Genomic DNA, 22,780 nt, shown 5'->3' on the forward strand with positions numbered 1-22,780 from the left:
ACGTCGAAGGGCCCCACCGTGAACGGTGGGGCCCTTCGACATCGTGCCCGGTGAGGCACTGGCGGAGGATACGAGATTCGAACTCGTGAGGGGTTGCCCCCAACACGCTTTCCAAGCGTGCGCCCTAGGCCACTAGGCGAATCCTCCGGGGCAAACAATACAAGACGTTGAGGAGTGCTCGCGAACTCGTTCCCCACCCCCGGCATCCTGTACTCTTTGCGGAGCCCCTCACGTGGCGCTATCTGACTGAACTCCCCCAGGGCCGGAAGGCAGCAAGGGTAGGTTGGCTCTGGCGGGTGCGTGGGGGGCGCTTGCGTTTCCGGGGCGGCCGCTGGAGGCCTGCCGGGGCGGCCGGCGGGCGGGCCGGGGACCGGATGCCGCCGGGTCGCGCCCGGGATGCGCCCAGGACGGTCCGTGTTGTCAGTGGGCGCCTATAACCTCGTAGACGTGTCGTCCCTCGCGCTGTACCGCCGCTATCGCCCGGAGTCGTTCGCCGAGGTCATTGGGCAGGAGCATGTCACCGACCCGTTGCAGCAGGCGCTGCGGAACAACCGGGTCAATCACGCGTACCTGTTCAGCGGTCCGCGCGGGTGCGGCAAGACCACGAGCGCGCGCATCCTCGCCCGCTGCCTGAACTGCGAGCAGGGGCCCACACCGACCCCGTGCGGGGTGTGCCAGTCCTGTCAGGACCTCGCCCGCAACGGCCGGGGCTCCATCGACGTCATCGAGATCGACGCCGCTTCGCACGGTGGTGTGGACGACGCCCGTGACCTGCGGGAAAAGGCCTTCTTCGGGCCCGCGAGCAGCCGGTACAAGATCTACATCATCGACGAGGCCCACATGGTCACGCCGGCCGGTTTCAACGCGCTGCTGAAGGTCGTCGAGGAACCCCCGGAGCACCTCAAGTTCATCTTCGCCACGACCGAGCCCGAGAAGGTCATCGGGACGATCCGCTCGCGGACCCACCACTACCCGTTCCGGCTGGTGCCGCCCGGGACCCTGCGTGAATATCTGGGCGAGGTCTGCGGGCAGGAGGGCATTCCCGTCGCGGACGGCGTGCTTCCTCTCGTCGTACGGGCGGGCGCGGGCTCCGTGCGTGACTCCATGTCCGTGATGGACCAGCTGCTCGCCGGTGCCGCCGACGCAGGTGTGACGTACGCCATGGCGACCTCGCTGCTCGGGTACACGGACGGCTCGCTGCTGGACGCCGTCGTCGAGGCGTTCGCGGCGGGGGACGGCGCCGCCGCCTTCGAAGTGGTGGACACCGTCATCGAAGGCGGCAACGACCCGCGGCGCTTCGTCGCGGACCTGCTGGAGCGGCTGCGGGACCTGGTCATCCTGGCGGCCGTTCCGGACGCGGCGGAGAAGGGGCTCATCGACGCTCCGGTCAACGTGGTGGAACGGATGCAGGCGCAGGCCGGGGTGTTCGGCGCCGCCGAGCTGAGCCGCGCCGCCGACCTCGTCAACGACGGGCTGACGGAAATGCGTGGAGCCACCTCGCCGCGCCTCCAGCTCGAACTCATCTGCGCGCGCGTCCTGCTGCCCGCCGCCTACGGGGACGAGCGGTCCGTCATGGCCCGCCTCGACCGTATCGAGCGCGGGGTGAACCTCTCCGGCGGTGGCGCGGCGCCCGCCATGGGCTACGTGCCCGGACCCGAGGTGCACGGCGCGGTGCCGGTCCCGCAGGCCGGGCCGGCGGTTCCTTCCGGGGGCGGCCCCGCGGCGGCCCGTGCCGCGGCCCGGGGAGCGGGACCCGGCGCAGGGCAGGGAGCGGGACCGGTGGGAGCCGGTGAGGGTGCCGGAGCCGTGCCGGGAGCGGTACCCGGGACGTCCGCGCCCGTCGAGCCCGTGGCACCCGCGGCGTCCGTCACCGCTCCGGCCCCGACCCGCGCGCCTTCGTACGCTCCCGTGGCGCCCGAGCAGCCCGCGGCCCCGGCCGGTGCTCCCGCGGGGGCGGCGCCCGGTGCCTGGCCCACCGCGACCGCCGCCGGCAGCGGCCGACGCCCCGGCGGCTGGCCCACGGCGACGCCCGCGGGAAGCGGCCCGGCTCCGGCGCAGTCCGCACCGGCGCCCGCCGCCACCCCCGCTCCTCCTGCTGCCGCTCACGGAGCCCCCCAGGCTCCCGCTCCGGCCGCGCCACCGGCCGCGGGCGGTCTCGACCCCCGCATGCTGTGGCCGAACATCCTGGAGGCGGTGAAGAACCGCCGTCGGTTCACCTGGATCCTGCTCAGCCAGAACGCGCAGGTCACGGCCTTCGACGGTACGACCCTGCAGATCGGCTTCGTCAACGCCGGGGCACGGGACAACTTCGCGAGCAGCGGCAGCGAGGACGTGCTGCGGCAGGCGCTCGCGGAGCAGTTCAACGTGCAGTGGAAGGTCGAGGCGATCGTGGACGCCTCGGGCGGCTCGGCACCGCCGGCCGCTCCGGCGGGCGGCGGTTTCGGCGGCGGAGGCGGTTACGGCGGGGGCGGCAACGCCGGCGGCGGCTACGGCAGCGGTGGTGGCGGTGGCGCCGGTGGTTACGGCGGGGCTCCGGCCGGCCAGCGTCCCGCGCCCCAGCAGCCGTCCGCTCCGGCCTCCGGGCCCTCGGCCCCGCAGTCCGGCCCGTCCGCGGGCCGTGCCCAGGCCCAGGGCATGTCCGCGCACGCGTCGGCCCCGACCTCGGCATACGAGCCGCCGCCGGTCGCCCCCGAGGACGACACCCCCGAGGACGACGACCCCGACCTGGACGAGTCCGCCCTCTCCGGCCACGAGCTGATCGTCCGCGAGCTCGGGGCGACGGTGGTCGAGGAATTCTCGAACGAGTGAGAGGCCCGACCCGACGCCGACTCCCCGGCGCACCGGACACTGTCTGTCTACGGGTCCATCGGAGTCTCGGACGCTGCCCCCAGTCCATCGGAGCCTCGGGTAGCGCCTTCGTGCACATGCGCCTCGCGCCTCGGGCAGCGGCTTCGTGCACATGCGCCTCGGGCAGCGGCTTCGTGCACATGCGCCTCGCGCCTCGGGTAGCGCCTTCGTGCACATGCGCCTCGCGCCTCGGGCAGCGCCTTCGCGCACATGAGTCTCGCGCCTCGGGCAGCGGCTTCGTGCACCTGAGCCTCGGGTAGCGCCTCCGGCAGCCGGGTCCCCGTTGCACCCCGCACCACTCGGACCGCTGCTTGCGCGGGTTTCGGAGGCCGGTCGGGTGTCGGCCGTGCGCCGATCCCGGAGCCGGCCTCGGCGCACGGCCCTTCGCGTCCGGGAGCGTGCCCGGACGAGAGCCCGTGGCCTCCAGAAGCGAAGTACCCGAAGCGCCTCGGAAGGCCCTCGGAAGCACCTCTCGATCACGTCGCCCGGCGTATCGGGGACGGCGTCCGCTGGAGGCCTCTGTTGGAGGATCGCACCAGCGCCGTATCCCGTCCGCTTCGGAAGCCCCCACAAGGGCATCCTCGTCCGGCGGCTAGGCTGACCCCCGTGAAGGTCCTTGTCATCGGTGGTGGCGCCCGCGAACACGCCCTGTGCCGCTCCCTGTCCCTCGACCCCGACGTCACCGCCCTGTACTGCGCTCCCGGTAACGCCGGGATCGCGGAGGTGGCGGAACTGCACGCGGTCGACGCCCTCGACGGCGCCGCCGTGGCCGCGCTGGCCACGGAACTCGGCGCCGAACTGGTGATCGTGGGCCCGGAGGCCCCGCTGGTCGCCGGTGTCGCCGATGCCGTGCGCGCGGCGGGCATCCCCTGCTTCGGCCCCTCCGGGGAGGCCGCGCAGCTGGAGGGCTCCAAGGCGTTCGCGAAAGACGTGATGGCGGGTGCCGGCGTCCCCACGGCGCGCTCGTACGTCTGTGCGACGCCGGAGGAGGTCGAGGAGGCGCTCGACGCGTTCGGAGCGCCCTACGTCGTGAAGGACGACGGACTGGCGGCCGGCAAGGGCGTCGTCGTGACCGACGACCTCGAAGCGGCGCGGGCGCACGCCAACGCCTGCGACCGTGTCGTGATCGAGGAGTTCCTCGACGGTCCCGAGGTCTCCCTCTTCGCGATCACCGACGGCACGACCGTCGTCCCGCTCCAGCCCGCCCAGGACTTCAAGCGCGCGCTGGACGGCGACGAGGGCCCGAACACCGGCGGCATGGGCGCGTACTCGCCGCTGCCCTGGGCGGACCCGAAGCTCGTCGAGGAGGTCATGGAGACCGTCCTCCAGCCGACCGTCGACGAACTGCGCCGGCGCGGCACACCGTTCTCCGGACTCCTGTACGCCGGTCTGGCGATCACCAGCCGTGGCGTGCGGGTCATCGAGTTCAACGCCCGCTTCGGCGACCCCGAGACCCAGGTGGTCCTCGCCCGTCTGAAGACCCCGCTCGCCGGTGTCCTGCTGGCGTCCGCGAACGGCACTCTCGCCGATCTGGAACCGCTGCGCTGGAGCGAGAACGCGGCGGTCACCGTGGTCGTGGCCTCGCACAACTACCCGGACACCCCGCGCACCGGCGACCCGATCACCGGGCTCGACGCGGTGGCCGCCGAGGACGCCCCGCACGCGTACGTCCTGCACGCCGGCACCCGGCACGAGGGCGGAGCGGTGGTGAGCGCGGGCGGCCGTGTGCTGTCCGTCACGGCGATCGGATCCAGCCTCACCGAGGCCCGCGAGCGCGCCTACGCGGCGGTCGCCCGCATCGGTCTGGAGGGTTCGCAGCACCGCACGGACATCGCGGCGAGGGCGGCGGCCGAGGCATAGCCCCGGATCCCCCATAGCATTACCGAGCCCCGGGTTCCGTACGGAATCCGGGGCTTTGTCACGTTGCGCACGGGCCTCTCCACCTGCGGGTTTCTGTACGGAACCGGGAGCCCGCCCCGGGCCCGCCGTCATCCACCTTTCCCCAGAGCCATTCCATCGAGTGACCGATGGCCTATCCGGCTGACTGGGGCCGGGGCCCCAACTAGGGTGCGGCGAAAGCATTCCGGCACTTGGCCCACCGGCATTGCGATGTCGGTGGCGGGTGCCACAGTGGGGGAGTGACCAACGCCAGGGCATCCGTCGGCACCGGCCGTGAAAGGGCCGGGGCCCGGCGGACAATAGGGGGTGACGTCCGGTCGTGACCGGTATGGGTGTGGAGGTGGGCGCGCAGACCGCGCGCTCCCGGGCTCTCGCCGTGCTGCGCGTCCGCAGCAGGGCGCTGGCCGTCGCCCTGCTGCCCGCGGCCGTGGCCGTCGTGCTGCTCGTCGGTGGCTCCACCGGCCGCGTCACCGGCAGGCCCTGGGGGATCGCGCGGTGGATCGTGGCGGTCCTCGCCGTCGTCGTCCTTCTCGCTGCGGCGGGCATCGCGCTCGTCGTGGCCCGCTCCAGGCCCGCGATGAGCCCCACGGTGCCGATCTCCGAGGAGTCGGCCCCCGATCTCTATCGGATGGTCCGTGACCTGGCCGAGCGTCTCGACGTTCCGGCCCCCTCGGCGATAGCGCTCACTCCCGACTGCGACAGCTGGCTGGAGGACCGCACCCACCGGGCGCACGGCCGGTTCTCGTCGGGCGGCGTGGACGAACCGGCCGGCCCGGACGGCCGGCGCGGAAGTCTGGTCGCGGGCCGCCCGGTCCCGTCGCTGACGAACCGCGCCCGCCGGGTCTCCGCCGCCCCCGTCCTCGTCATCGGTTCTCCCTTCCTGTGGTGGATGCGGGTCGGCGAGCTGCGGGCGGTCCTCGCCCCGGTCGTCGCCGGTACGGGCCCGTCGGCGCACCCGGACATAGCCGCGGCCCGCCGATTCGTCAGGGGTCTGGACGCGGCCGTGGCCGTGGCCTCGGCCCCCGGGCGTGGCCCGCTGTCCCGCACGGTCCTGGCCGGTGTGGGCTGGGTGACCCGTCTCCTGCTGCGCGGCTGCCGGGTCCATGCGGCCGAGATGGAGCGGGGGGTGGCGTCCGCGGCGGCCGAGCGCGCACAGGCTGTGGACTACGGCGTGCGGATCGTCGCCCAGGAACAGGTGGGTCTGGCGTACGCCGGCTGGGACCGCCTGCTGACCCGCGTCGCGCTGCCCGCCTGGCGGATGGGCCGCTGGCCCTCCAGGCTGGACGTCGGCGTCGTCGCGGCGCTGACCGAGCTGTCCCGCCGCGACCGGCTGGCCGAGGGCTTCACCTCCCGTCTCGGTGAACGTCCCGCCTGCGACCTGCTCGAAGAGCCCGGCACCGTGGACGAGGCGGCCTCGCTGCTCGCCGCCCGGCTCTTCCACGGCGGTCCCGCCGAGGCCGGTCCCGACTGGGCGCCGGTCGACTGGCAGGACTATCCGGACGAGGTCGTCGACCGCAAGTGGCGCACCGACGCGGCCCGACTCCACCGTGTCCTGGACGCGCTCGGCGTCCGGCACCCCGCCGACCCCGCGCTGCCCGAGGCGGACGGACCGACCCTGGCACGCGTGCTGGACCACCTGTCCGCAGCGCCGGGAGCCGCTCCTGCCCCGGACCGCGACCCGGGGGCCGCTCTCGCGGTCCACCGCGCGGACGTGTACGGGGAGATGGGGATCGCCGAGAGCGACGATCCGGACCTCGCCGTGGGGAACGAGCGGTCGGCGGCCCTCGCGGCCGGGCTCACCGCGGAAGTGGCCCGCGAGGAGGCGTCCGCCCCGGCGGCGCCCCCGCCCTCCGCAGGTGCCGAGCAGCAGGGCCCCGACCACGCCCTCTGGGACGACCGGATGCTTCCGCTGTTCCCCCTCCAGCCGCCCAGGACCGGTCGTGAGCTGCTGGCCGACCATGTCACGGCGATGGTCTGCTGCTCCGCGATGGACACCGCCGGGGCGGCCCCAGGACTCGACTGGCTGGACGGCCCGTCCCTCCTCGTCGCCGGTGAACGGGCCGCGGACCTCGGCCCCCGGGTCCTCACCCTCATAGAGACAGGGGACCCCACGCCCCTGCGGGACTGGCTCCGCCATCTCGGCGTCCGCCCGGAGAAACCGGTCCGCCTGGTCTGACGACCGTCCGGCCGGCCCCACCCGGCCCCGCTCACTCGCAGTCGGCTCGGCCCAAGCGGAGCCATCCGTTCCACTCACGTCAATTCGCGACGAACGGTGACGGACTGCGTGCGTAATGTGATGTGCTGGGACCGATCGCACACAGCGCAAGGGCTTACCAGTACGACGGGGGCACGAGGGAGGGGAGCGGGCATGGGGTCGGAGCAGATCCGCCGCTGGGAGTCGGGAGCGCTCGCGCACGCCGTCACGGATCCCTTCGGCCAGGGCCCCGTTCCCTGGCTCCGCGGCAGTGAGACCTATTTCGACGACACCGGCCATGTCGTCCCCTGGTACCTGGACACCGACGCGCCCCAGGCGCCCCGACCGGCGACCGGCGCCTCCCGGATCCCGGCCCCGCGCTCCACCTCCGGCACCCGCGCGCGCACCGGTCCCGGAGGTCCCCGCTCCGCGGACGACGTCCACCGCCAGATCAAGGGCTTCACCACCACGGGTGCCGCCGCCCCCGGCGAGTCCATCGACTTCCATGTCACGGTCGACCCGCCGCAGGAGTTCAGCGTCGACATCTACCGCATCGGCCACTACGGCGGCGACGGCGCCAGCAAGATCACCACGAGCCCCCGGCTCTCCGGCATCGTCCAGCCGCCGCCGCTCACCGCCGACCGCACCGTCTCCTGCCATCACTGGTGGCTGTCCTGGCGCCTGCAGATTCCGTCCTACTGGAGCGTCGGCGCCTATGTCGCCGTCCTCACCACCGTCGACGGCTACCGCTCCCACGTTCCTTTCACCGTCCGCAACCACCAGACGGCCGACCTGCTCCTGCTGCTCCCGGACATCACCTGGCAGGCGTACAACCTGTACCCGGAGGACGGCCACACCGGCGCCAGCCTCTACCACGCGTGGGACGAGAACGGTCGGCTGCTCGGCGAGGCCGACGCCGCGACGACCGTCTCGTTCGACCGCCCGTACGCGGGCGCGGGTCTCCCCCTCCATGTGGGGCACGCCTACGACTTCATCCGCTGGGCGGAGCGTTACGGATACGACCTCGCCTACGCCGACGCCCGTGATCTGCACGCCGGCCGCGTCGACCCCACCCGCTACCGCGGTCTGGTCTTCCCGGGCCACGACGAGTACTGGTCGCCGCAGATGCGCCGCACCACGGAACTCGCCCGCGAACACGGCACCTCGCTCGTCTTCCTCTCCGCCAACACCATGTACTGGCAGGTGGAGTTGGGGCCGTCCCCGTCGGGCGTCGCCGACCGGCTGCTGACCTGCCGCAAACGCCGGGGTCCGGGCAGGCCCGCCCTGTGGCGTGAGATCGACCGCCCGGAGCAGCAGCTCATCGGCATCCAGTACGCGGGACGGGTCCCCGAGCCGCACCCCCTGATCGTGCGCAACGCCGACCACTGGCTGTGGGAGGCGACCGGCGCGCACGACGGCGACGAACTGGCAGGCATGGTCGCGGGCGAGGCGGACCGTTACTTCCCGCGCACCCCACTGCCGGAGCACCAGGACCGGATCCTGCTCGCGCACTCCCCGTACCCGGACAGCGAGGGCACCCTCCGCCATCAGGAGACCTCGCTGTACCGGGCCCCGTCCGGCGCCCTGGTCTTCGCATCCGGAACGTTCGCGTGGTCTCCGGCCCTCGACCGCCCCGGCCACGTCGACCCCCGTATCCAGCGGGCGACCGCCAATCTCCTCGACCGCATCTGCAAACACGACTGAGATACGACCGAGGAAGCCCCGCCGGGCGTCTCGCGACACACCCGCACCGCGGGGACCCGCACCGGTCGTCGCGCCCCCTGTCCGAACCCGCTCGCCCCATACGGGAGAATCGAGGCAGTTGGACATAACCACGGGGAGGAACCGTGTCCGGATTCGTCGAAAAGCCCGAGCCCCTTCAGGTGCCGGGTCTGGTACATCTGCACACCGGCAAGGTGCGCGACCTGTACCAGAACGAGGCGGGCGACCTCGTGATGGTCGCCAGCGACCGCATCTCCGCCTACGACTGGGTTCTCCCCACCGAGATCCCCGACAAGGGCCGCACACTCACCCAGCTCTCCCTGTGGTGGTTCGACCAGCTCGCCGAGCTGGCGCCCAACCATGTGCTGAGCACCGAACTCCCGCCGGGCGCCCCCGCCGACTGGGCCGGCCGCACCCTGATCTGCAAGTCCCTGCGGATGGCTCCCGTCGAATGCGTCGCCCGCGGCTATCTGACCGGCTCGGGACTCGTCGAGTACAACGAGTCCCGCACGGTCTGCGGCCTCGCGCTCCCCGAGGGCCTCGTCGACGGCTCGGAACTCCCCGCGCCGATCTTCACCCCCGCGACGAAGGCCGCGGTCGGCGAGCACGACGAGAACGTCTCGTACGAGGAGGTCGCCCGTCAGGTCGGCGCCGACACCGCCGCCGAGCTGCGCCAGGCGACCCTCGCCATCTACGGCCGCGCCCGCGACATCGCCCGCGACCGGGGCATCATCCTCGCGGACACCAAGTTCGAGTTCGGCTACGAGGGCGAGACGCTCGTCCTCGCCGACGAGGTGCTGACCCCGGACTCCTCGCGCTTCTGGCCCGCCGACGCGTGGGAGCCGGGCCACGCGCAGCCGTCCTTCGACAAGCAGTACGTCCGCGACTGGCTGACCTCCGCGGAGTCGGGCTGGGACCGCAAGAGCGAGCAGCCGCCGCCCGCCCTGCCCGAGCACGTCGTGGAGGCCACCCGCGCCAAGTACATCGAGGCGTACGAGCGCCTGACGGGCCTCAGCTGGTCCTGACCTCACCCCGGGCCCGGCCATCGGCCGGGCCCGGCGGCGACCCGAGCCGGACAGTCCGAAGGATGTCCCACCCCGGCCGGAGCACACGAAGAAACCCCCGACCACAGGTCGGGGGTTTCCTTTTTCGGAGCGGACGACCAGGTTCGAACTGGCGACCTCAACCTTGGCAAGGTTGCGCTCTACCAACTGAGCTACGTCCGCATGCGCCGGGGCGCGACAGCCACTATACCCAACCTCGCTCCCGTGCGAGACGCACTGCCGCGTGGCGGTTCTCCGCGCCCAGCTTGGAGGCGGCCGACGACAGGTAGTTCCGTACGGTCCCCTGGGACAGCGCGGCCCGCTCCGCGATCTCCGCCACGGGCGCGCCGTCGGCGGCGAATTCGAGCACCTCGGCCTCGCGCGCGGTCAGCGGCGAGTCCCCGGCGGAGATCGCGTCGGCGGCCAACTCCGGGTCCACATAACGGTTTCCCGCGTGCACGGTACGGATGATCTCCGCGAGCCGCCGCGCGCTGACCGTCTTCGGGACGAACCCGCGCACACCCGCCGCAAGCGCCCGCTTCAGATGGCCCGGCCGCCCGTGACTCGTCACGATCAGCACCTGGCAGCCCGGCAGTTCGGCCCGCAGGGATGTGGCCACGCTCACACCGTCGGCCCCGGGCATCTGAAGATCCAGGACGGCGACATCGGGCACGTGCGCCCGCGCCATCGCCAGCGCCTCCGGTCCGGTCGCCGCCTCGGCCACCACGACCAGGTCGTCCTCCAGCCCGAGCAGCGCGGCCAGCGCTCCCCGGATCAGATGCTCGTCGTCCGCGAGCAGCAGTCGTACGGGGGACTCGGGCGTCGACGCGCCGGGCGGCGGTACGGACGTCATGGGGTGGCCTCTCTCACCTGGTGCGGGACGGACGAGGGCGACGACCCTCGCCGCGAATCGTCGCTCCCCGAGTTCGAGCTCCCGTCTCCGGGGCGTTCTCTGTCCTTGGTTCTGTCTCTGTCTCTGTCTCGGTCTCTGATCGGGGAGGCCGGCAGCGGTACCTCCGCCGCCAGCCGGAACACTCCATCGCTCGCGCCGGCCCGCAGCACCCCGTCCACCTCCCCCAACCGCTCCCGCAGCCCCACGAGCCCGGTCCCTCTCCGCTGCCCCGGGTCGCCGTCCGGTCCGGGGCCCGGGCCCGCCTCGTCCGGCACCCCGTCGTTCTCGACGGTGAGCGTCACCCGTTCCTCCGTCACCCGCAGGGACAGCGCGCACCTCTTGGCGTCCCCGTGCCGCAGCACATTCGTGGTCGCCTCCCGCACGACCCAGCCGAGCGCCGACTGGACCTGTGCGGGCAGCTCGGCGGCGGTGCCGGTGATGTCGCAGTCGATGCCCGCCGCGGTCAACACCCCTTGGGCTCCCGCCAGTTCGTTGGCCAGGTCGGCATCGCGGTAGCCGCGTACGACCTCGCGCACCTCGCGCTGGGACTCCCGGGCGATCCGCTGCACCTCGGTCATCTGGTCCACGGCCTCGGCCCGTCCACGCCTGGCCAACTGCACGGCGAGTTCGCTCTTGAGGGCGATCACCGCGAGGTTGCGGCCCATCACGTCGTGCAGATCGCGGCCGAAGCGCAGCCGTTCCTCGGCGACGGCGAGGCGGGCGCGGGTCTCGCGGGCCTCGTCGAGTTCATAGACGGCGTTGAGCAGCCAGACGGAGAAGCCCGCGGTGAACGTGAGGAAACCGGCGGTCAGCAGGACCAGGACGGCGGTGATCAGCGCGGCGGGTCCCGGGAAGCCGAGGGGCAAGGAGAGCGCGCCGGCCCCCGCGGCCGCGCCGAGCACGGCGTACGCCATCCGCCTTTTGTCACGCGTCCCGAGCGCGACCGTGCCCGTGCCGAACGCGATGACACCGACGAGCACCGAGGAGGCGACCAGGAACTCGCCGTCGCTCGTCGGGCGCCACGGGGTGCCCGAGGCGGCGGCTCCCACGACGGCCACCACACAGGTGCTCAGGGCCAGCGCGAGCAGCGTCCGCCTGGGCTGTTCGCGGGTGCCGCGCGTCCAGTCCAGCGCCTGCGAGGCGGTCACCGCGCAGAACACGGAGTGCCCGCACACCAGCAGGAACAGCGTCCAGGACCGTCCCGTCGACACGTTCCCGAAGACGGGCAGTCCGATCGAGACGGCCTCGATCACGGCGAAGAAGTGGAACGACCACCGTGTGTACGTCTCGACCTTCGCCGGTGTGGTCTTGCCCCGCCACCAGCCGGACGGCCTGCCCATGCCCACCCCCGCGTCCGTGGTCACCGCCGCGGCTCCCAGCGGAACCACCGTCGTACAGCAAACACCGCTATCACGGTCCAGGCCACCGCCGTGAAGAGAGCGCCCGCGGTGTCGTGGGCCGAGAGGTGCCCGGTCCAGCCGCCGCGGATCAGGGTGATCACTGGGGTGAGCGGCAGCAGTTCGCAGAACGGGGCCATGCCGTCGGGCAGCATCTCCAGGGGGATGAAGGTCCCGGAGCCGACCAGCGACACCAGTGTCAGGGGCGTGGCCGCGACCTGGGCGCCCTCGACGCTCTTGCTGAAGCTCGCGGTGACGGCGGCGAGCGCCGGCCAGGTGATGAGCGCCAACAGCAGTCCCAACAGGACGAGTTGGGGTTCCTTGGGAGACCCGACGCCGAGGGTCACCCGGTAGGCGACGGTCAGGATCAGGCACTGGGCGAGACCGATCGCGACCGAGGGGAGCGCGGCGCCGGCGAGGATCTCCACGTCCCGCAGCTCCCCGGTGCGCAGCCGCTTGAGGACGAGTTCCTCGCGGCGGGCCGCGTACACGCTCACCAGGGAGCCGTAGACGGCGAAGAGGAGCGAGAAGCCGATGGAGGAGGGGAGCAGGATCGCCCCGACGGTGAGCCCGGTGCCCTTCAGATCCATCGTGTCGACGGTCGAGCGGAGCATGAACGGCATGACCAGCGGCACGAACACCGCTGCCGCGAGGGTCGCCTTGGTGCGGCCCAGCAGCGTCAGTTCGGCGCGTGCCAGTGCTCTCGTCCGGCCGGCCGCCGTGGTCCTCGGCGTGCCGGCGCCGGTGGTGACTGCCGTTCCGCTCATGCCGCTGTCCCCCTCTTCCGCGCTTTCGCGGCGGTCCTGTCGTTCCGGGCATCCGAGGCCGTCGCCATCCGGGAATGCCCGGCCGTCTTGCGTGCATCCGAGGCCGGTTCCGCCGTCCTCGGCCCGTCCGCGCCGTGCGCCGCCGCCTCCCGCGCGATCCGCAGGAACGCCTCCTCCAGGGAGGCCGAGCGCACATCGAGCCCCCGCAGCTCGACCCGCGCCCGTTCGGCCCACACCAGCAGGGCGGTGGCCGTCCGTTGCAGCTCGTCTGTGCGCAGCCTGATCACCCGGCCCGCCGTCTCATGGCTGCTCACACCGAGTTCCGGCAGCGGGGGCAGGTCGCCGGGGAAGTAGCCGTCGGGCAGCTCGAAGGAGACGTGCGACGGCTGGGAGGCGGTCACCTCGGCCGGAGTGCCGATGGCCGCGACGCGTCCTTGGTGGAGGATCGCCAGCCGGTCGGCGAGCACCTCCGCCTCTTCCAGATAGTGGGTGGTCAGCAGGACCGTGGTCCCGCCGTCGCGCAGTTCGCGGATCAACTCCCAGGTGCTCCGGCGGCCTTCCACGTCGAGTCCGGTCGTGGGCTCGTCGAGGAAGAGGACCTCGGGGCCGCCGAGGAGAGCGAGTGCCAGGTCCAGGCGCCGCTTCTCACCGCCGGACAACTGCTTCACACGGACGTCGCGGCGGTGCGCGAGACCGACCCTGTCGAGCGCCTTCTCCATGGGCCGGGCCCCGCTGGTGCAGGCCGCCCACATCCGCGTGGTCTCCGCGACCGTCAGTTCGGAAGGGAAGCCGCCTTCCTGGAGCATCACGCCGATACGGGGCCGCACAGCCGCCCGGTCCGTGTACGGATCGTGCCCGAGGACCCGCACGCGTCCGCCGGCCGGGGGAGCGAGACCCTCGATCAGCTCGACTGTGGATGTCTTGCCGGCGCCATTGGTGCCGAGGAGAGCGAAGAGCTCACCGCGGCCCACGGAGAAGGTGACTCCGCGCACCGCCTCGAAATCTCTTCCGTCGCCCCCGTACACACGGCGCAGATCAGTGACCTCGATCACGTCGTCCTGCTCGTTCGTGTTCATGAAATCAGCGTCCCGGCGGACGGGTTCCGGCAGCAGTGCGCGTTGTCACCACTCCGCATGACAAATGTCAGACGGCGCCCCGGCGCGAACGGGCGGCGACGGGAGGGGAGGAGGACACGGAGGCGATACGCGGGAGGACTTCGATACCGGTGCGGACATCCGCGGCCGGGCGTAGACACCGGCACCCGCGAACACGAGAAAGGCCCCGGTCGACTGACCGGGGCCTTTGCATCGTGGAGCGGACGACCAGGTTCGAACTGGCGACCTCAACCTTGGCAAGGTTGCGCTCTACCAACTGAGCTACGTCCGCATTGCCTCCGACCGGCTTCCACCGATCGGCGCGAGCACCACCTTACCTGATCCTCCCCCAAGCTCTCGACAAGCTCGAGCAGGGGGGACCCCCAACTGTGGTTGGTAAGAGATGCAGAGCGGGTGACAGGAATTGCACACTGCGCCTTCCCCCTGGAAGGGGGATGTTCTGCTACTGAACTACACCCGCACGACCTTCGGGTTCCGGCTTTTTCGGCCTGGCCCCTCGGCGTGTTCCAGACTCTAGCTGATCGGATGGGGGTCAGCGCAAGTCGGTTGTTCCAGGGTCCGACGGCGGGGCCTCGCGGGCCCCCCACCGGGGCCAGGGGCCCGGTGGAGGGGTCTCCTCGGGCACCCCGCTCGGGGCCGCCGGCTCAGTGCGACTCGGCGAACGCCTCGTAGACCCGCTTGGGGATCCGGCCACGCGGCGGCACGTCCATCTTGTTGGAGCGGGCCCAGGCGCGGACCGCGGCCGGGTCGGGCGTCAACGCGGTGTGCGTGTACGCCTTCCCGGACTTCGACTGCTTGCGGCCTGCCTCGACGTACGGCTCGAGCGCCTTACGCAGTTCCTTGGCATTGGCTGGATTGAGGTCGATCTCGTACGACTTGCCGTCGAGTCCGAAGGCGATCGTTTCCGCCGCTTCCGAGCCGTCGATGTCGTCAAAGAGAGTGACCACGACACGCTGCGCCACGAATATCGGTCCCTTCGTGCGGCACCTCCGCGATCAACGGTCATGACGTGCGCGGACGTCACGGAGTTGTCGCGGAGATGTCGACTGTCCGGCTGTTATTGAGCAAAGTATCGGCTATTGCCAATTCCTTTGTACAGTGCCCGGCATTGCATTGTGAAGCCCGACTAAATCCCCCCGCGTGTCCGAAGGCAATGGAGTCCTGCCGTTCTTCTGCGGTTTTTCCCAGGATTTTCCGTCCACGCCCCCGCGCCGATGCGGGATCGTGATCGGGGTCACGTAGGATTCTACGAATCTACGCGAGTAGAAATTTTGTACGGGTAGTCTGAAGGGACCTGCTCAGCACCACACACCGGGAGTGCCAGTGGCACGCGTCGTAGTCGACGTCATGCTCAAGCCGGAGATCCTCGACCCCCAGGGCCAGGCGGTGCAGCGTGCACTGCCGCGCCTCGGTTTCGAAGGTGTCTCCGACGTCCGTCAGGGAAAGCGATTCGAACTGGAAGTGGACGGACCGGTGGACGACGCCGCGCTCGCCCGCATCCATGAACTGGCGGAATCCTTCCTCGCCAACACCGTGATCGAGGACTTCACCGTCAAGGTCGAGGAAGTCGCGGAGGCCGGAAAGTGACCGCTCGTATTGGAGTCGTCACCTTTCCCGGCAGCCTCGACGACCGCGACACGCAGCGCGCGATCAGGCTGGCGGGCGCCGAACCCGTAGCTCTCTGGCACAAGGACAAGGACCTCAAGCAGGTCGACGCCGTGGTGCTGCCCGGCGGTTTCTCGTACGGCGACTATCTGCGGGCGGGCGCCATCTCGCGCTTCTCGCCGGTGATGGAGACCGTCATCGAGCAGGCGAAGTCCGGAATGCCGGTTCTCGGCATCTGCAACGGCTTCCAGGTTCTCACCGAGGCGCACCTTCTCCCCGGCGCGATGCTCGGCAACAACCACCTCCACTTCATCTGCCGCGACCAGAAGCTGCGGGTGGAGAACGCGGGGACCGCCTGGACCGCCGACTACGAGGCCGGCCAGGAGATCCACATCCCGCTGAAGAACATGGACGGGCGGTACGTCGCCGACGAGCACACGCTCGACATGCTGGAGGCCGAGGGCCGGGTCGCGTTCCGTTACGTGGACGTCAATCCGAACGGATCGCTGCGCGACATCGCCGGCATCACGAACGCGGCGGGCAACGTCGTCGGTCTGATGCCGCACCCGGAGCACGCCGTCGAGCCCCTCGTCGGCTCCGGCCGCACCGACGGCCTCCCCTTCTTCACCTCGATCCTCAAGAAGCTGGTCAACGCATGAGCCGCACGCCTCTGGACACCGTCGAGAACGCGGCCGCGACCCCCGACGTCGAGCTGCCCTGGGCCGAACTGGGCCTGAAGAAGGACGAGTACGAGCGCGTCGTGGAGATCCTCGGCCGCCGCCCGACCGGCGCCGAGCTCGCCATGTACTCCGTCATGTGGTCCGAGCACTGCTCCTACAAGTCCTCGAAGGTCCACCTCCGCCAGTTCGGCGAGAAGGCCCCGCAGTCCGACGCGCTGCTCGTCGGTATCGGCGAGAACGCCGGTGTCGTCGACGTCGGCCAGGGCTACGCGGTCACCTTCAAGGTCGAGTCGCACAACCACCCGTCGTACGTCGAGCCCTACCAGGGCGCGGCCACCGGCGTCGGCGGCATCGTGCGCGACATCATCGCCATGGGCGCGCGGCCGGTCGCGGTCGTCGACCCGCTGCGCTTCGGCGCGGCGGACCACCCCGACACCAAGCGCGTCCTGCCGGGCGTCGTCGCGGGCATCGGCGGCTACGGCAACTGCCTGGGCCTGCCCAACATCGGCGGCGAGGTCGTCTTCGACGCCTGCTACCAGGGCAACCCGCTCGTCAACGCCGGCGCCATCGGCGTCATGCGGCACGAGGACATCCACCTCGCGAAGGCGTCCGGCACCGGCAACAAGGTCATCCTGTACGGGGCCCGCACGGGCGGCGACGGCATCGGCGGCGCGTCGATCCTCGCCTCGGAGACCTTCGACGACGCCAAGCCGTCGAAGCGTCCCGCCGTCCAGGTCGGCGACCCCTTCCAGGAGAAGCTCCTCATCGAGTGCACCCTGGAGGCCTTCGCCGAGAAGCTGGTCGTCGGCATCCAGGACCTCGGCGCGGCCGGTCTGTCCTGCGCCACCAGCGAGCTGGCGTCCAACGGCTCCGGCGGCATGCGCGTCACCCTGGACGACGTACCGCTGCGCGACTCCACGCTCTCGCCCGAGGAAATCCTCATGAGCGAGTCGCAGGAACGCATGTGCGCGGTCGTCGAGCCGGAGAAGGTCGACCGGTTCCTCGAGATCTGCGACAAGTGGGACGTCATCGCCACCGTCATCGGTGAGGTCACCGACGGCGACCGGCTGGAGATCTTCTGGCACGGCGGCAAGATCGTCGACGTCGACCCGCGCACGGTCGCCCACGACGGCCCGGTCTACGAGCGCCCCTACGCCCGCCCCGAGTGGCAGGACGCGCTCCAGGCCGACGACGCGAACAAGCTGCCCCGCCCGGCGACGGGCGAGGAGCTGAAGGACCAGGTCCTGAGGCTCGTCTCCTCCCCGAACCAGGCCTCCAAGTCCTGGATCACCTCCCAGTACGACCACTTCGTGCAGGGCAACACGGTGCTGGCGCAGCCCGAGGACTCGGGCATGATCCGCATCGACGAGGAGACCGGGCTCGGCGTCGCCATCGCGACCGACGGCAACGGCCGCTACGCCAAGCTCGACCCGTACGCGGGCGCGCAGCTGGCTCTCTCCGAGGCCTACCGCAATGTCGCGACGACCGGTGCCAAGCCGCTCGCCGTCTCCGACTGCCTGAACTTCGGCTCGCCCGAGGACCCGGCCGTCATGTGGCAGTTCGCCGAGGCGATCCGCGGTCTGGCCGACGCCTGCCAGCAGCTGGGCACCCCGGTGACCGGCGGCAACGTCTCGCTGTACAACCAGACCGGCGAGGTGGCCATCCACCCGACTCCGGTCGTGGCCGTGCTGGGCGTCATCGACGACGTCGCCCGCCGCACCCCGGTCGCCTTCCAGGAAGAGGGCCAGCTCCTCTACCTGCTCGGTGACACCCGCGAGGAGTTCGGCGGCTCGGCCTGGTCGCAGGTCGTCCACGACCACCTCGGTGGTCTGCCGCCGAAGGTCGACCTGGAGCGCGAGCGGCTGCTCGCCGAGATCCTCATCTCGGCCTCCCGCGACGGAATGATCGACTCCGCGCACGACCTGTCCGACGGCGGCCTCGTCCAGGCCGTGGTCGAGTCGGGGCTGCAGGGCGGCAAGGGCGCGCGGCTGATCGTCCCCGACGGTCTGGACGCGTTCACCTTCCTGTTCTCGGAGTCGGCGGGCCGCGCGGTCGTCGCCGTCCCGCGCTCGGAGGAGCTCCGCTTCAACGACATGTGCGGTGCCCGGGGTCTGCCCGTCACCCGCATCGGTGTCGTCGACGGCATCGAGTCCGACGCGACCGCGGTGATCGACGTCCAGGGCGAGTTCGCGCTCTCCCTGGCCGAGCTGCGCACGGCGCACGAGGCGACGATCCCGGCGCTGCTGGCGTAGTCGGTTAAGCCCCTATGGGGTTGTACGGCTCTACGGCTTGTACGGCGAAGCCCCCGCCCGGATGCAGATCCGGGCGGGGGTTCCTCGGTTCATCGCACGTAGTTCTTGAGGATCTCCGTGTCGATCTCGATGCCGATCGGGTCGGGGAGGGACACCTTCTCGCCGAACTTCGCCGTGTGAAGGGTGCGGTAGCCCCCGACCTTCCGGTCCGGGGCGCTGTGCACGGTGATGGTGCAGGAGTCCCGGTCGATCAGTAGATACACCGGGATTCCGGCCTGACCGTAGGCGGCCGGCTTCTCGTGCCGGTCCCGTCGGTCGGTGTCGGAGTCGTACGAGGTGACCTCGACGACCATGAGCGTTCCGTCCGGATCGGCCCATTCACCCGCACCCGCGAAGTGGGCTTCGGGCGTGAGTACCGCGTCCGGTTTCGCCCTGCCCTCCCGATACGCCTCCACCCGGAGCCCTCGACCCTGATACAGATCCAGGTCGGGCCTGGTCTGCATACAGCGCCGAGCCAGCCAGGCCACGATGGTGTCGTGGTCTCCGTCCGCCACTTTCTTGACCCCGATCCGTCCGTTGATGAACTCCAACGTGACGGTCTCGGGAGCGGTGGAGGCGATCGTTTCGAACTCCTCCACCGACATCTGAGACGTGCGCTCGGCCATAACCGTCATGTTGCACCTCCTTCCAGGCACAGGCCAGTGTTGTCCGCGTTCGGCGGCGCCGGGTGGCTTCCGCCGCCGTTCATGCTCACGGGTGACCGCCCCCGCCCACCGGGTTCGTGCAGGCCAGGTCCGTGTACTCGGTCCAGCCCGGACCGGTGCCCTGGTCCACGACGGGCAGAGGGACGAGCCGGGTGCCGGCTCGTGGCAATTCCCCGCCCGCAGGCGGCCGCCGCGAGGTGTCCCACTTCGGCGCGAAGCGTCACGCTCCGGTGCCCGGCCCGCCCCGGCGCCGGGCAGGGGGACCGCGAGCCCGGGGGAAAACCGACGCCCGCCCGTCCCCTGGTTCTAGGCTGAGGATCATGCCATCGGTCAAGAAGCGCGCCCGCACCTACGACCCCGTCAAGATCCGCGCGGCTGTCCTCGCGCAGCTCGGGAACGTACGGGACGGCGTACACGCCCTGAACGATGACCAGTTGGCGCTCCCCGCGGGTCTCGGAAAGTGGACCGTGCGGGAGTTGGCCGCGCACCTCGCCATGACCGTCGAGTCCGTGAGCCGGAACCTCGGCCGGCCGGAGCCCGCGGCCAGGGAACTCGCGCTGCTCGACTGGCCGTTCGCCACCGCCGCGTGGGCCGGGGACATCGACGCCGACAGCCGCGAACTCGCGGAGCGGAACCCGGACCTCGACGCGCTGTACGCCTGCACCGAGCAGCGGATCACCGAGCACCTGGTCACGGCCCCGGACGGCCGGCTCCTCGTCACCCGCACCGGCTCCATGACGCTGGCCGAGCACCTCGTCACCCGGATCGTCGAACTCGTCGTCCACACCGACGATCTGAACCGCGCAGTGCCGGGCCTCGACATCCCGTACGACCGGCAGGCCCTAGCCGCCTGCACCCGACTGCTCGCCGACACGCTCGCCGTGAAGGCGCCCGGCGCGTCCACGGAGGTGCGGATCCCGCCGTACGCCGTCGTGCAGTGCGTGGAGGGGCCCCGGCACACCCGGGGCACTCCCCCGAACGTCGTGGAGACGGACCCGCTGACCTGGATCCGGCTCGCGACGGGGCGTACGGACTGGAAGGCGGCCCTGGACGACGCGAAGGTGAGCGCCAGCGGCGAGCGCGCCGACCTCGGCGACCTGCTGCCCTTGATGGGCTGAACCCATCCGGCCCCGCTCCGCTCAGGCTGAGCCGCCCGGCCCGAATCCCGCACTCGCGTACGGGCCCGCGGTCGGTCACCCGCCCCGGCCCCGGGAGGGGATCCCGGCCTCCGCGGGGAACCGGCACCCCCACCTCCCCCGTCACATCGGCATGGACAAGCAGCGAATGACCCTCGGTGTCCTGACCCTGCTTCCCCTTGTCGCCGCGTGCGGTACCCAGACGGCGGGGGGCGGTTCCGGCGGGGTGGAATCGGCGCCCGTGACCGGCGTCCACTGGACGGTCGACAGCCTCACCGTGGGCGGGAAGACCGCGCGAGCGCCCTCCGGCGCGTATCTGAGGATCGGGGACGACGGTCGCGTCAGCGGCAACCTCGGCTGCAACGGGTTCGGCTCGAAGGCCACTCTCAAGGGTGACCATGTCGTGTTCGGCGGGATGTGGACGACCGACATGGCCTGCGAGAAGGGCGCGATGAGCTTCGAGCGGAGCCTCGGCCGGACTCTGGCGGACAAGGGTGCCTTCACGACGAAGGCCGAGGGCGACCGGCTGACGCTCACCGCCGAGGGCGGCGACCGGATCAGCCTCACCAAGGAGAAGGACGCTCCCCTGCGGGGGACGAAGTGGACGGTCACGGCACTGGGTGACAACAACGTCTCCCAGCCGCTCCCGAAAGGGGCGAACGCGTACTTCGTCCTCCGCGCGGACGGCACCTTCGACGGCCGGCTCGGCTGCAACCACGCGTCCGCCCAGGCCACCGTCGGCGACGGACATATCACCCTCGGTCCGGCCAGGACCACCCGCATGATGTGCCAAGACTCACTCATGAGGACCGAGAAGACGCTTCTGGGGCTCTTCGACGGCAAGGTCGCCTACGCGTTGGATCATCGCGGCATCGCGCTGACCAGCGCGAATGGCACTGTCGTCAGCGCGGTGGCCGACGAATGATCCATTGAGGGCCCGTATCCCCAATTCGGACCAGTGGTCGATCTCGCCTACACTCGGAGCCGTGCCACGTGGTGACGGTCGACTCAATCATGATCTGCTCCCCGGTGAGAAAGGCCCCCAGGACGCTTGTGGCGTCTTCGGTGTCTGGGCTCCGGGCGAAGAGGTCGCCAAGCTCACTTACTTCGGGCTCTACGCCCTCCAGCATCGGGGTCAGGAATCCGCGGGAATCGCGGTCAGCAACGGCTCCCAGATCCTCGTCTTCAAGGACATGGGCCTTGTGTCCCAGGTCTTCGACGAGACCTCGCTCGGTTCGCTCCAGGGTCATATCGCGGTCGGTCACGCCCGCTACTCGACCACCGGTGCCTCCGTGTGGGAGAACGCCCAGCCGACGTTCCGTGCAACCGCGCACGGTTCCATCGCGCTCGGCCACAACGGCAACCTGGTCAACACGGCGCAGCTCGCCGAGATGGTCGCCGACCTCCCCAAGCAGGAAGGCCGCACCACTCGCGTGGCGGCCACCAATGACACCGACCTGCTCACCGCGCTCCTCGCGGCCCAGGTCGACGACGACGGCAAGCCGCTGACCATAGAAGAGGCTTCCGCCAAGATCCTCCCCCAGGTCAAGGGGGCCTTCTCGCTCGTCTTCATGAACGAGCACACCCTCTACGCGGCCCGTGACCCACAGGGCATCCGCCCATTGGTCCTCGGCCGCCTGGAGCGCGGCTGGGTGGTGGCCTCCGAGTCCGCGGCCCTCGACATCTGCGGCGCCAGCTATGTGCGCGAGATCGAGCCGGGCGAGTTCGTCGCCATCGACGAGAACGGTCTGCGGACCTCGCGATTCGCGGAAGCGAAGCCCAAGGGCTGCATCTTCGAGTACGTCTATCTGGCCCGCCCCGACACGGACATCGCCGGTCGGAACGTGTACCTCTCGCGCGTCGAGATGGGCCGCAAACTCGCCAAGGAAGCCCCTGTGGAGGCCGACCTGGTGATAGCGACCCCGGAGTCCGGGACGCCCGCCGCGATCGGTTACGCGGAGGCCTCCGGCATCCCGTTCGGCGCCGGCCTGGTCAAGAACGCCTATGTCGGCCGGACCTTCATCCAGCCGTCGCAGACGATCCGCCAGCTCGGAATCCGCCTGAAGCTGAATCCGCTCAAGGAAGTCATCAAGGGCAAGCGCCTGGTCGTCGTCGACGACTCGATCGTGCGCGGCAACACCCAGCGCGCCCTGGTCCGGATGCTGCGCGAGGCCGGTGCGGCCGAGGTCCACATCCGGATCTCCTCCCCGCCCGTGAAGTGGCCGTGCTTCTTCGGCATCGACTTCGCGACCCGCGCCGAGCTGATCGCCAACGGCATGACCATCGAGGAGATCGGCATCTCACTCGGCGCCGACTCCCTCTCGTACATCTCCCTCGACGGGATGATCGAGGCCACGACGATCGACAAGCCGAATCTGTGCCGCGCCTGCTTCGACGGCGAGTACCCGATGGAGCTTCCGGACCCCGAACTGCTCGGCAAGCAGCTCCTGGAGACCGAGCTGGCCGCGGGTCCCGCAGCCACGGCCGCGGCTGACGCCATCCGTCGCCCGTAGCGCCGCAGAGCCCC

The 22,780-nt window shown here is 71.0% G+C and carries 17 protein-coding genes, 4 tRNA genes and 1 other RNA gene; 12 read left to right on the top strand and 10 right to left on the bottom strand.

Annotated features, from left to right (window positions below; translation table 11 throughout):
• Positions 1 to 59 precede the first annotated feature (59 nt).
• Positions 60 to 147: transfer RNA gene (locus ACFYR3_RS33800), tRNA-Ser, on the bottom strand.
• Positions 148 to 219: 72 nt separating this feature from the next.
• Between ACFYR3_RS33800 and ffs the strand changes: the two genes are divergently transcribed.
• The 6 genes from ffs to ACFYR3_RS33830 all read left to right on the top strand — a co-directional run bounded on the left by ffs (position 220) and on the right by ACFYR3_RS33830 (position 9,687).
• Positions 220 to 318, top strand: an RNA gene (ffs, locus tag ACFYR3_RS33805) — signal recognition particle sRNA small type.
• A gap of 129 nt (positions 319 to 447) precedes the next feature.
• Positions 448 to 2,808, top strand: a complete 2,361-nt coding sequence (locus ACFYR3_RS33810) for a DNA polymerase III subunit gamma and tau (protein WP_389285752.1) — start codon at positions 448 to 450, stop codon at positions 2,806 to 2,808.
• A gap of 645 nt (positions 2,809 to 3,453) precedes the next feature.
• On the top strand, positions 3,454 to 4,707 hold the full coding sequence (purD, locus tag ACFYR3_RS33815) for a phosphoribosylamine--glycine ligase (RefSeq protein ID WP_389285754.1): 1,254 nt from the start codon (positions 3,454 to 3,456) through the stop codon (positions 4,705 to 4,707).
• Between the two features lie 367 nt (positions 4,708 to 5,074).
• On the top strand, positions 5,075 to 6,922 hold the full coding sequence (locus ACFYR3_RS33820) for a hypothetical protein (protein ID WP_355852979.1): 1,848 nt from the start codon (positions 5,075 to 5,077) through the stop codon (positions 6,920 to 6,922).
• A 192-nt stretch (positions 6,923 to 7,114) separates the two neighbouring features.
• Positions 7,115 to 8,644 (top strand): N,N-dimethylformamidase beta subunit family domain-containing protein, encoded by a 1,530-nt coding sequence (locus ACFYR3_RS33825; protein WP_355852939.1) that lies wholly within the window; start codon positions 7,115 to 7,117, stop codon positions 8,642 to 8,644.
• 143 nt (positions 8,645 to 8,787) lie between these two features.
• Positions 8,788 to 9,687: a phosphoribosylaminoimidazolesuccinocarboxamide synthase gene (locus ACFYR3_RS33830; RefSeq protein WP_355852936.1), complete on the top strand. Its 900-nt coding sequence runs from the start codon at positions 8,788 to 8,790 to the stop codon at positions 9,685 to 9,687.
• A 128-nt stretch (positions 9,688 to 9,815) separates the two neighbouring features.
• Here the strand turns inward: ACFYR3_RS33830 and ACFYR3_RS33835 are convergent.
• From ACFYR3_RS33835 to ACFYR3_RS33870, 8 genes are all read right to left on the bottom strand, one after another.
• Positions 9,816 to 9,888 (bottom strand) — tRNA-Gly (locus ACFYR3_RS33835).
• A gap of 22 nt (positions 9,889 to 9,910) precedes the next feature.
• Positions 9,911 to 10,558 carry a response regulator transcription factor gene (locus ACFYR3_RS33840; protein WP_355852933.1) on the bottom strand — a complete coding sequence of 216 codons (648 nt, stop codon included), beginning with the start codon at positions 10,556 to 10,558 and terminating at the stop codon, positions 9,911 to 9,913.
• A complete protein-coding gene (locus tag ACFYR3_RS33845; protein ID WP_389285786.1) occupies positions 10,555 to 11,937 on the bottom strand; it encodes a sensor histidine kinase in 1,383 nt (460 codons plus the stop codon). The genes ACFYR3_RS33840 and ACFYR3_RS33845 overlap by 4 nt, the downstream gene beginning before the upstream one ends.
• Positions 11,938 to 11,957: 20 nt before the next feature.
• A complete protein-coding gene (locus tag ACFYR3_RS33850) occupies positions 11,958 to 12,761 on the bottom strand; it encodes an ABC transporter permease (RefSeq protein ID WP_389285756.1) in 804 nt (267 codons plus the stop codon).
• Entirely contained in the window at positions 12,758 to 13,837 is a 1,080-nt protein-coding gene (locus ACFYR3_RS33855; RefSeq protein WP_389285758.1) for an ABC transporter ATP-binding protein, read from the bottom strand. Before ACFYR3_RS33855 ends, ACFYR3_RS33850 begins: the two co-directional genes overlap by 4 nt.
• Positions 13,838 to 14,071: 234 nt before the next feature.
• Positions 14,072 to 14,147, bottom strand: a tRNA-Gly gene (locus tag ACFYR3_RS33860).
• A gap of 117 nt (positions 14,148 to 14,264) precedes the next feature.
• Positions 14,265 to 14,336: transfer RNA gene (locus ACFYR3_RS33865), tRNA-Gly, on the bottom strand.
• Positions 14,337 to 14,520: 184 nt separating this feature from the next.
• The gene (locus tag ACFYR3_RS33870) at positions 14,521 to 14,838 is read right to left on the bottom strand and encodes an Lsr2 family protein (RefSeq protein ID WP_355852924.1); all 318 of its coding nucleotides are present in this window, start codon (positions 14,836 to 14,838) and stop codon (positions 14,521 to 14,523) included.
• Positions 14,839 to 15,199: 361 nt separating this feature from the next.
• Between ACFYR3_RS33870 and purS the strand changes: the two genes are divergently transcribed.
• The 3 genes from purS to purL are packed head-to-tail and all read left to right on the top strand — an operon-like array spanning position 15,200 to position 18,413.
• Positions 15,200 to 15,463, top strand: a complete 264-nt coding sequence (gene purS, locus ACFYR3_RS33875; protein ID WP_005482678.1) for a phosphoribosylformylglycinamidine synthase subunit PurS — start codon at positions 15,200 to 15,202, stop codon at positions 15,461 to 15,463.
• Positions 15,460 to 16,140 carry a phosphoribosylformylglycinamidine synthase subunit PurQ gene (gene purQ / locus ACFYR3_RS33880; protein WP_355852921.1) on the top strand — a complete coding sequence of 227 codons (681 nt, stop codon included), beginning with the start codon at positions 15,460 to 15,462 and terminating at the stop codon, positions 16,138 to 16,140. Before purS ends, purQ begins: the two co-directional genes overlap by 4 nt.
• Entirely contained in the window at positions 16,137 to 18,413 is a 2,277-nt protein-coding gene (gene purL, locus ACFYR3_RS33885; RefSeq protein WP_355852918.1) for a phosphoribosylformylglycinamidine synthase subunit PurL, read from the top strand. The genes purQ and purL overlap by 4 nt, the downstream gene beginning before the upstream one ends.
• An 89-nt stretch (positions 18,414 to 18,502) precedes the next feature.
• On the opposite strand, the gene ACFYR3_RS33890 is transcribed toward purL, so the two are convergent.
• Positions 18,503 to 19,087, bottom strand: coding sequence for a Uma2 family endonuclease (locus tag ACFYR3_RS33890; RefSeq protein WP_355852915.1), 585 nt, complete (start codon positions 19,085 to 19,087; stop codon positions 18,503 to 18,505).
• Positions 19,088 to 19,437: 350 nt separating this feature from the next.
• Here ACFYR3_RS33890 and ACFYR3_RS33895 point away from each other — a divergent pair, with 350 nt between their 5' ends.
• The 3 genes from ACFYR3_RS33895 (at position 19,438) to purF (ending at position 22,766) form a co-directional block, all read left to right on the top strand.
• Positions 19,438 to 20,235, top strand: a complete 798-nt coding sequence (locus tag ACFYR3_RS33895; protein ID WP_389285761.1) for a sterol carrier family protein — start codon at positions 19,438 to 19,440, stop codon at positions 20,233 to 20,235.
• Between the two features lie 151 nt (positions 20,236 to 20,386).
• The gene (locus ACFYR3_RS33900) at positions 20,387 to 21,178 is read left to right on the top strand and encodes an META domain-containing protein (RefSeq protein WP_355852910.1); all 792 of its coding nucleotides are present in this window, start codon (positions 20,387 to 20,389) and stop codon (positions 21,176 to 21,178) included.
• A gap of 61 nt (positions 21,179 to 21,239) precedes the next feature.
• A complete protein-coding gene (gene purF / locus ACFYR3_RS33905) occupies positions 21,240 to 22,766 on the top strand; it encodes an amidophosphoribosyltransferase (protein WP_355852907.1) in 1,527 nt (508 codons plus the stop codon).
• The last annotated feature ends 14 nt before the right edge of the window (positions 22,767 to 22,780 follow it).

Source organism: Streptomyces sp. NPDC005784 (genome assembly GCF_042871525.1).
GTDB lineage: Bacteria > Actinomycetota > Actinomycetes > Streptomycetales > Streptomycetaceae > Streptomyces.

Bases quoted from the DNA above. Each gene is read 5' to 3' on its own strand.
- ACFYR3_RS33890 (WP_355852915.1), bottom strand. From the start codon at position 19,087: ATGACGGTTATGGCCGAGCGCACGTCTCAGATGTCGGTGGAGGAGTTC.
- purL (WP_355852918.1), top strand. From the start codon at position 16,137: ATGAGCCGCACGCCTCTGGACACCGTCGAGAACGCGGCCGCGACCCCC.
- ACFYR3_RS33850 (WP_389285756.1), bottom strand. From the start codon at position 12,761: ATGAGCGGAACGGCAGTCACCACCGGCGCCGGCACGCCGAGGACCACG.
- ACFYR3_RS33855 (WP_389285758.1), bottom strand. From the start codon at position 13,837: ATGAACACGAACGAGCAGGACGACGTGATCGAGGTCACTGATCTGCGC.
- ACFYR3_RS33845 (WP_389285786.1), bottom strand. From the start codon at position 11,937: ATGGGCAGGCCGTCCGGCTGGTGGCGGGGCAAGACCACACCGGCGAAG.
- ACFYR3_RS33895 (WP_389285761.1), top strand. From the start codon at position 19,438: ATGCCATCGGTCAAGAAGCGCGCCCGCACCTACGACCCCGTCAAGATC.
- ACFYR3_RS33825 (WP_355852939.1), top strand. From the start codon at position 7,115: ATGGGGTCGGAGCAGATCCGCCGCTGGGAGTCGGGAGCGCTCGCGCAC.
- ACFYR3_RS33820 (WP_355852979.1), top strand. From the start codon at position 5,075: ATGGGTGTGGAGGTGGGCGCGCAGACCGCGCGCTCCCGGGCTCTCGCC.
- ACFYR3_RS33840 (WP_355852933.1), bottom strand. From the start codon at position 10,558: ATGACGTCCGTACCGCCGCCCGGCGCGTCGACGCCCGAGTCCCCCGTA.
- ACFYR3_RS33900 (WP_355852910.1), top strand. From the start codon at position 20,387: ATGGACAAGCAGCGAATGACCCTCGGTGTCCTGACCCTGCTTCCCCTT.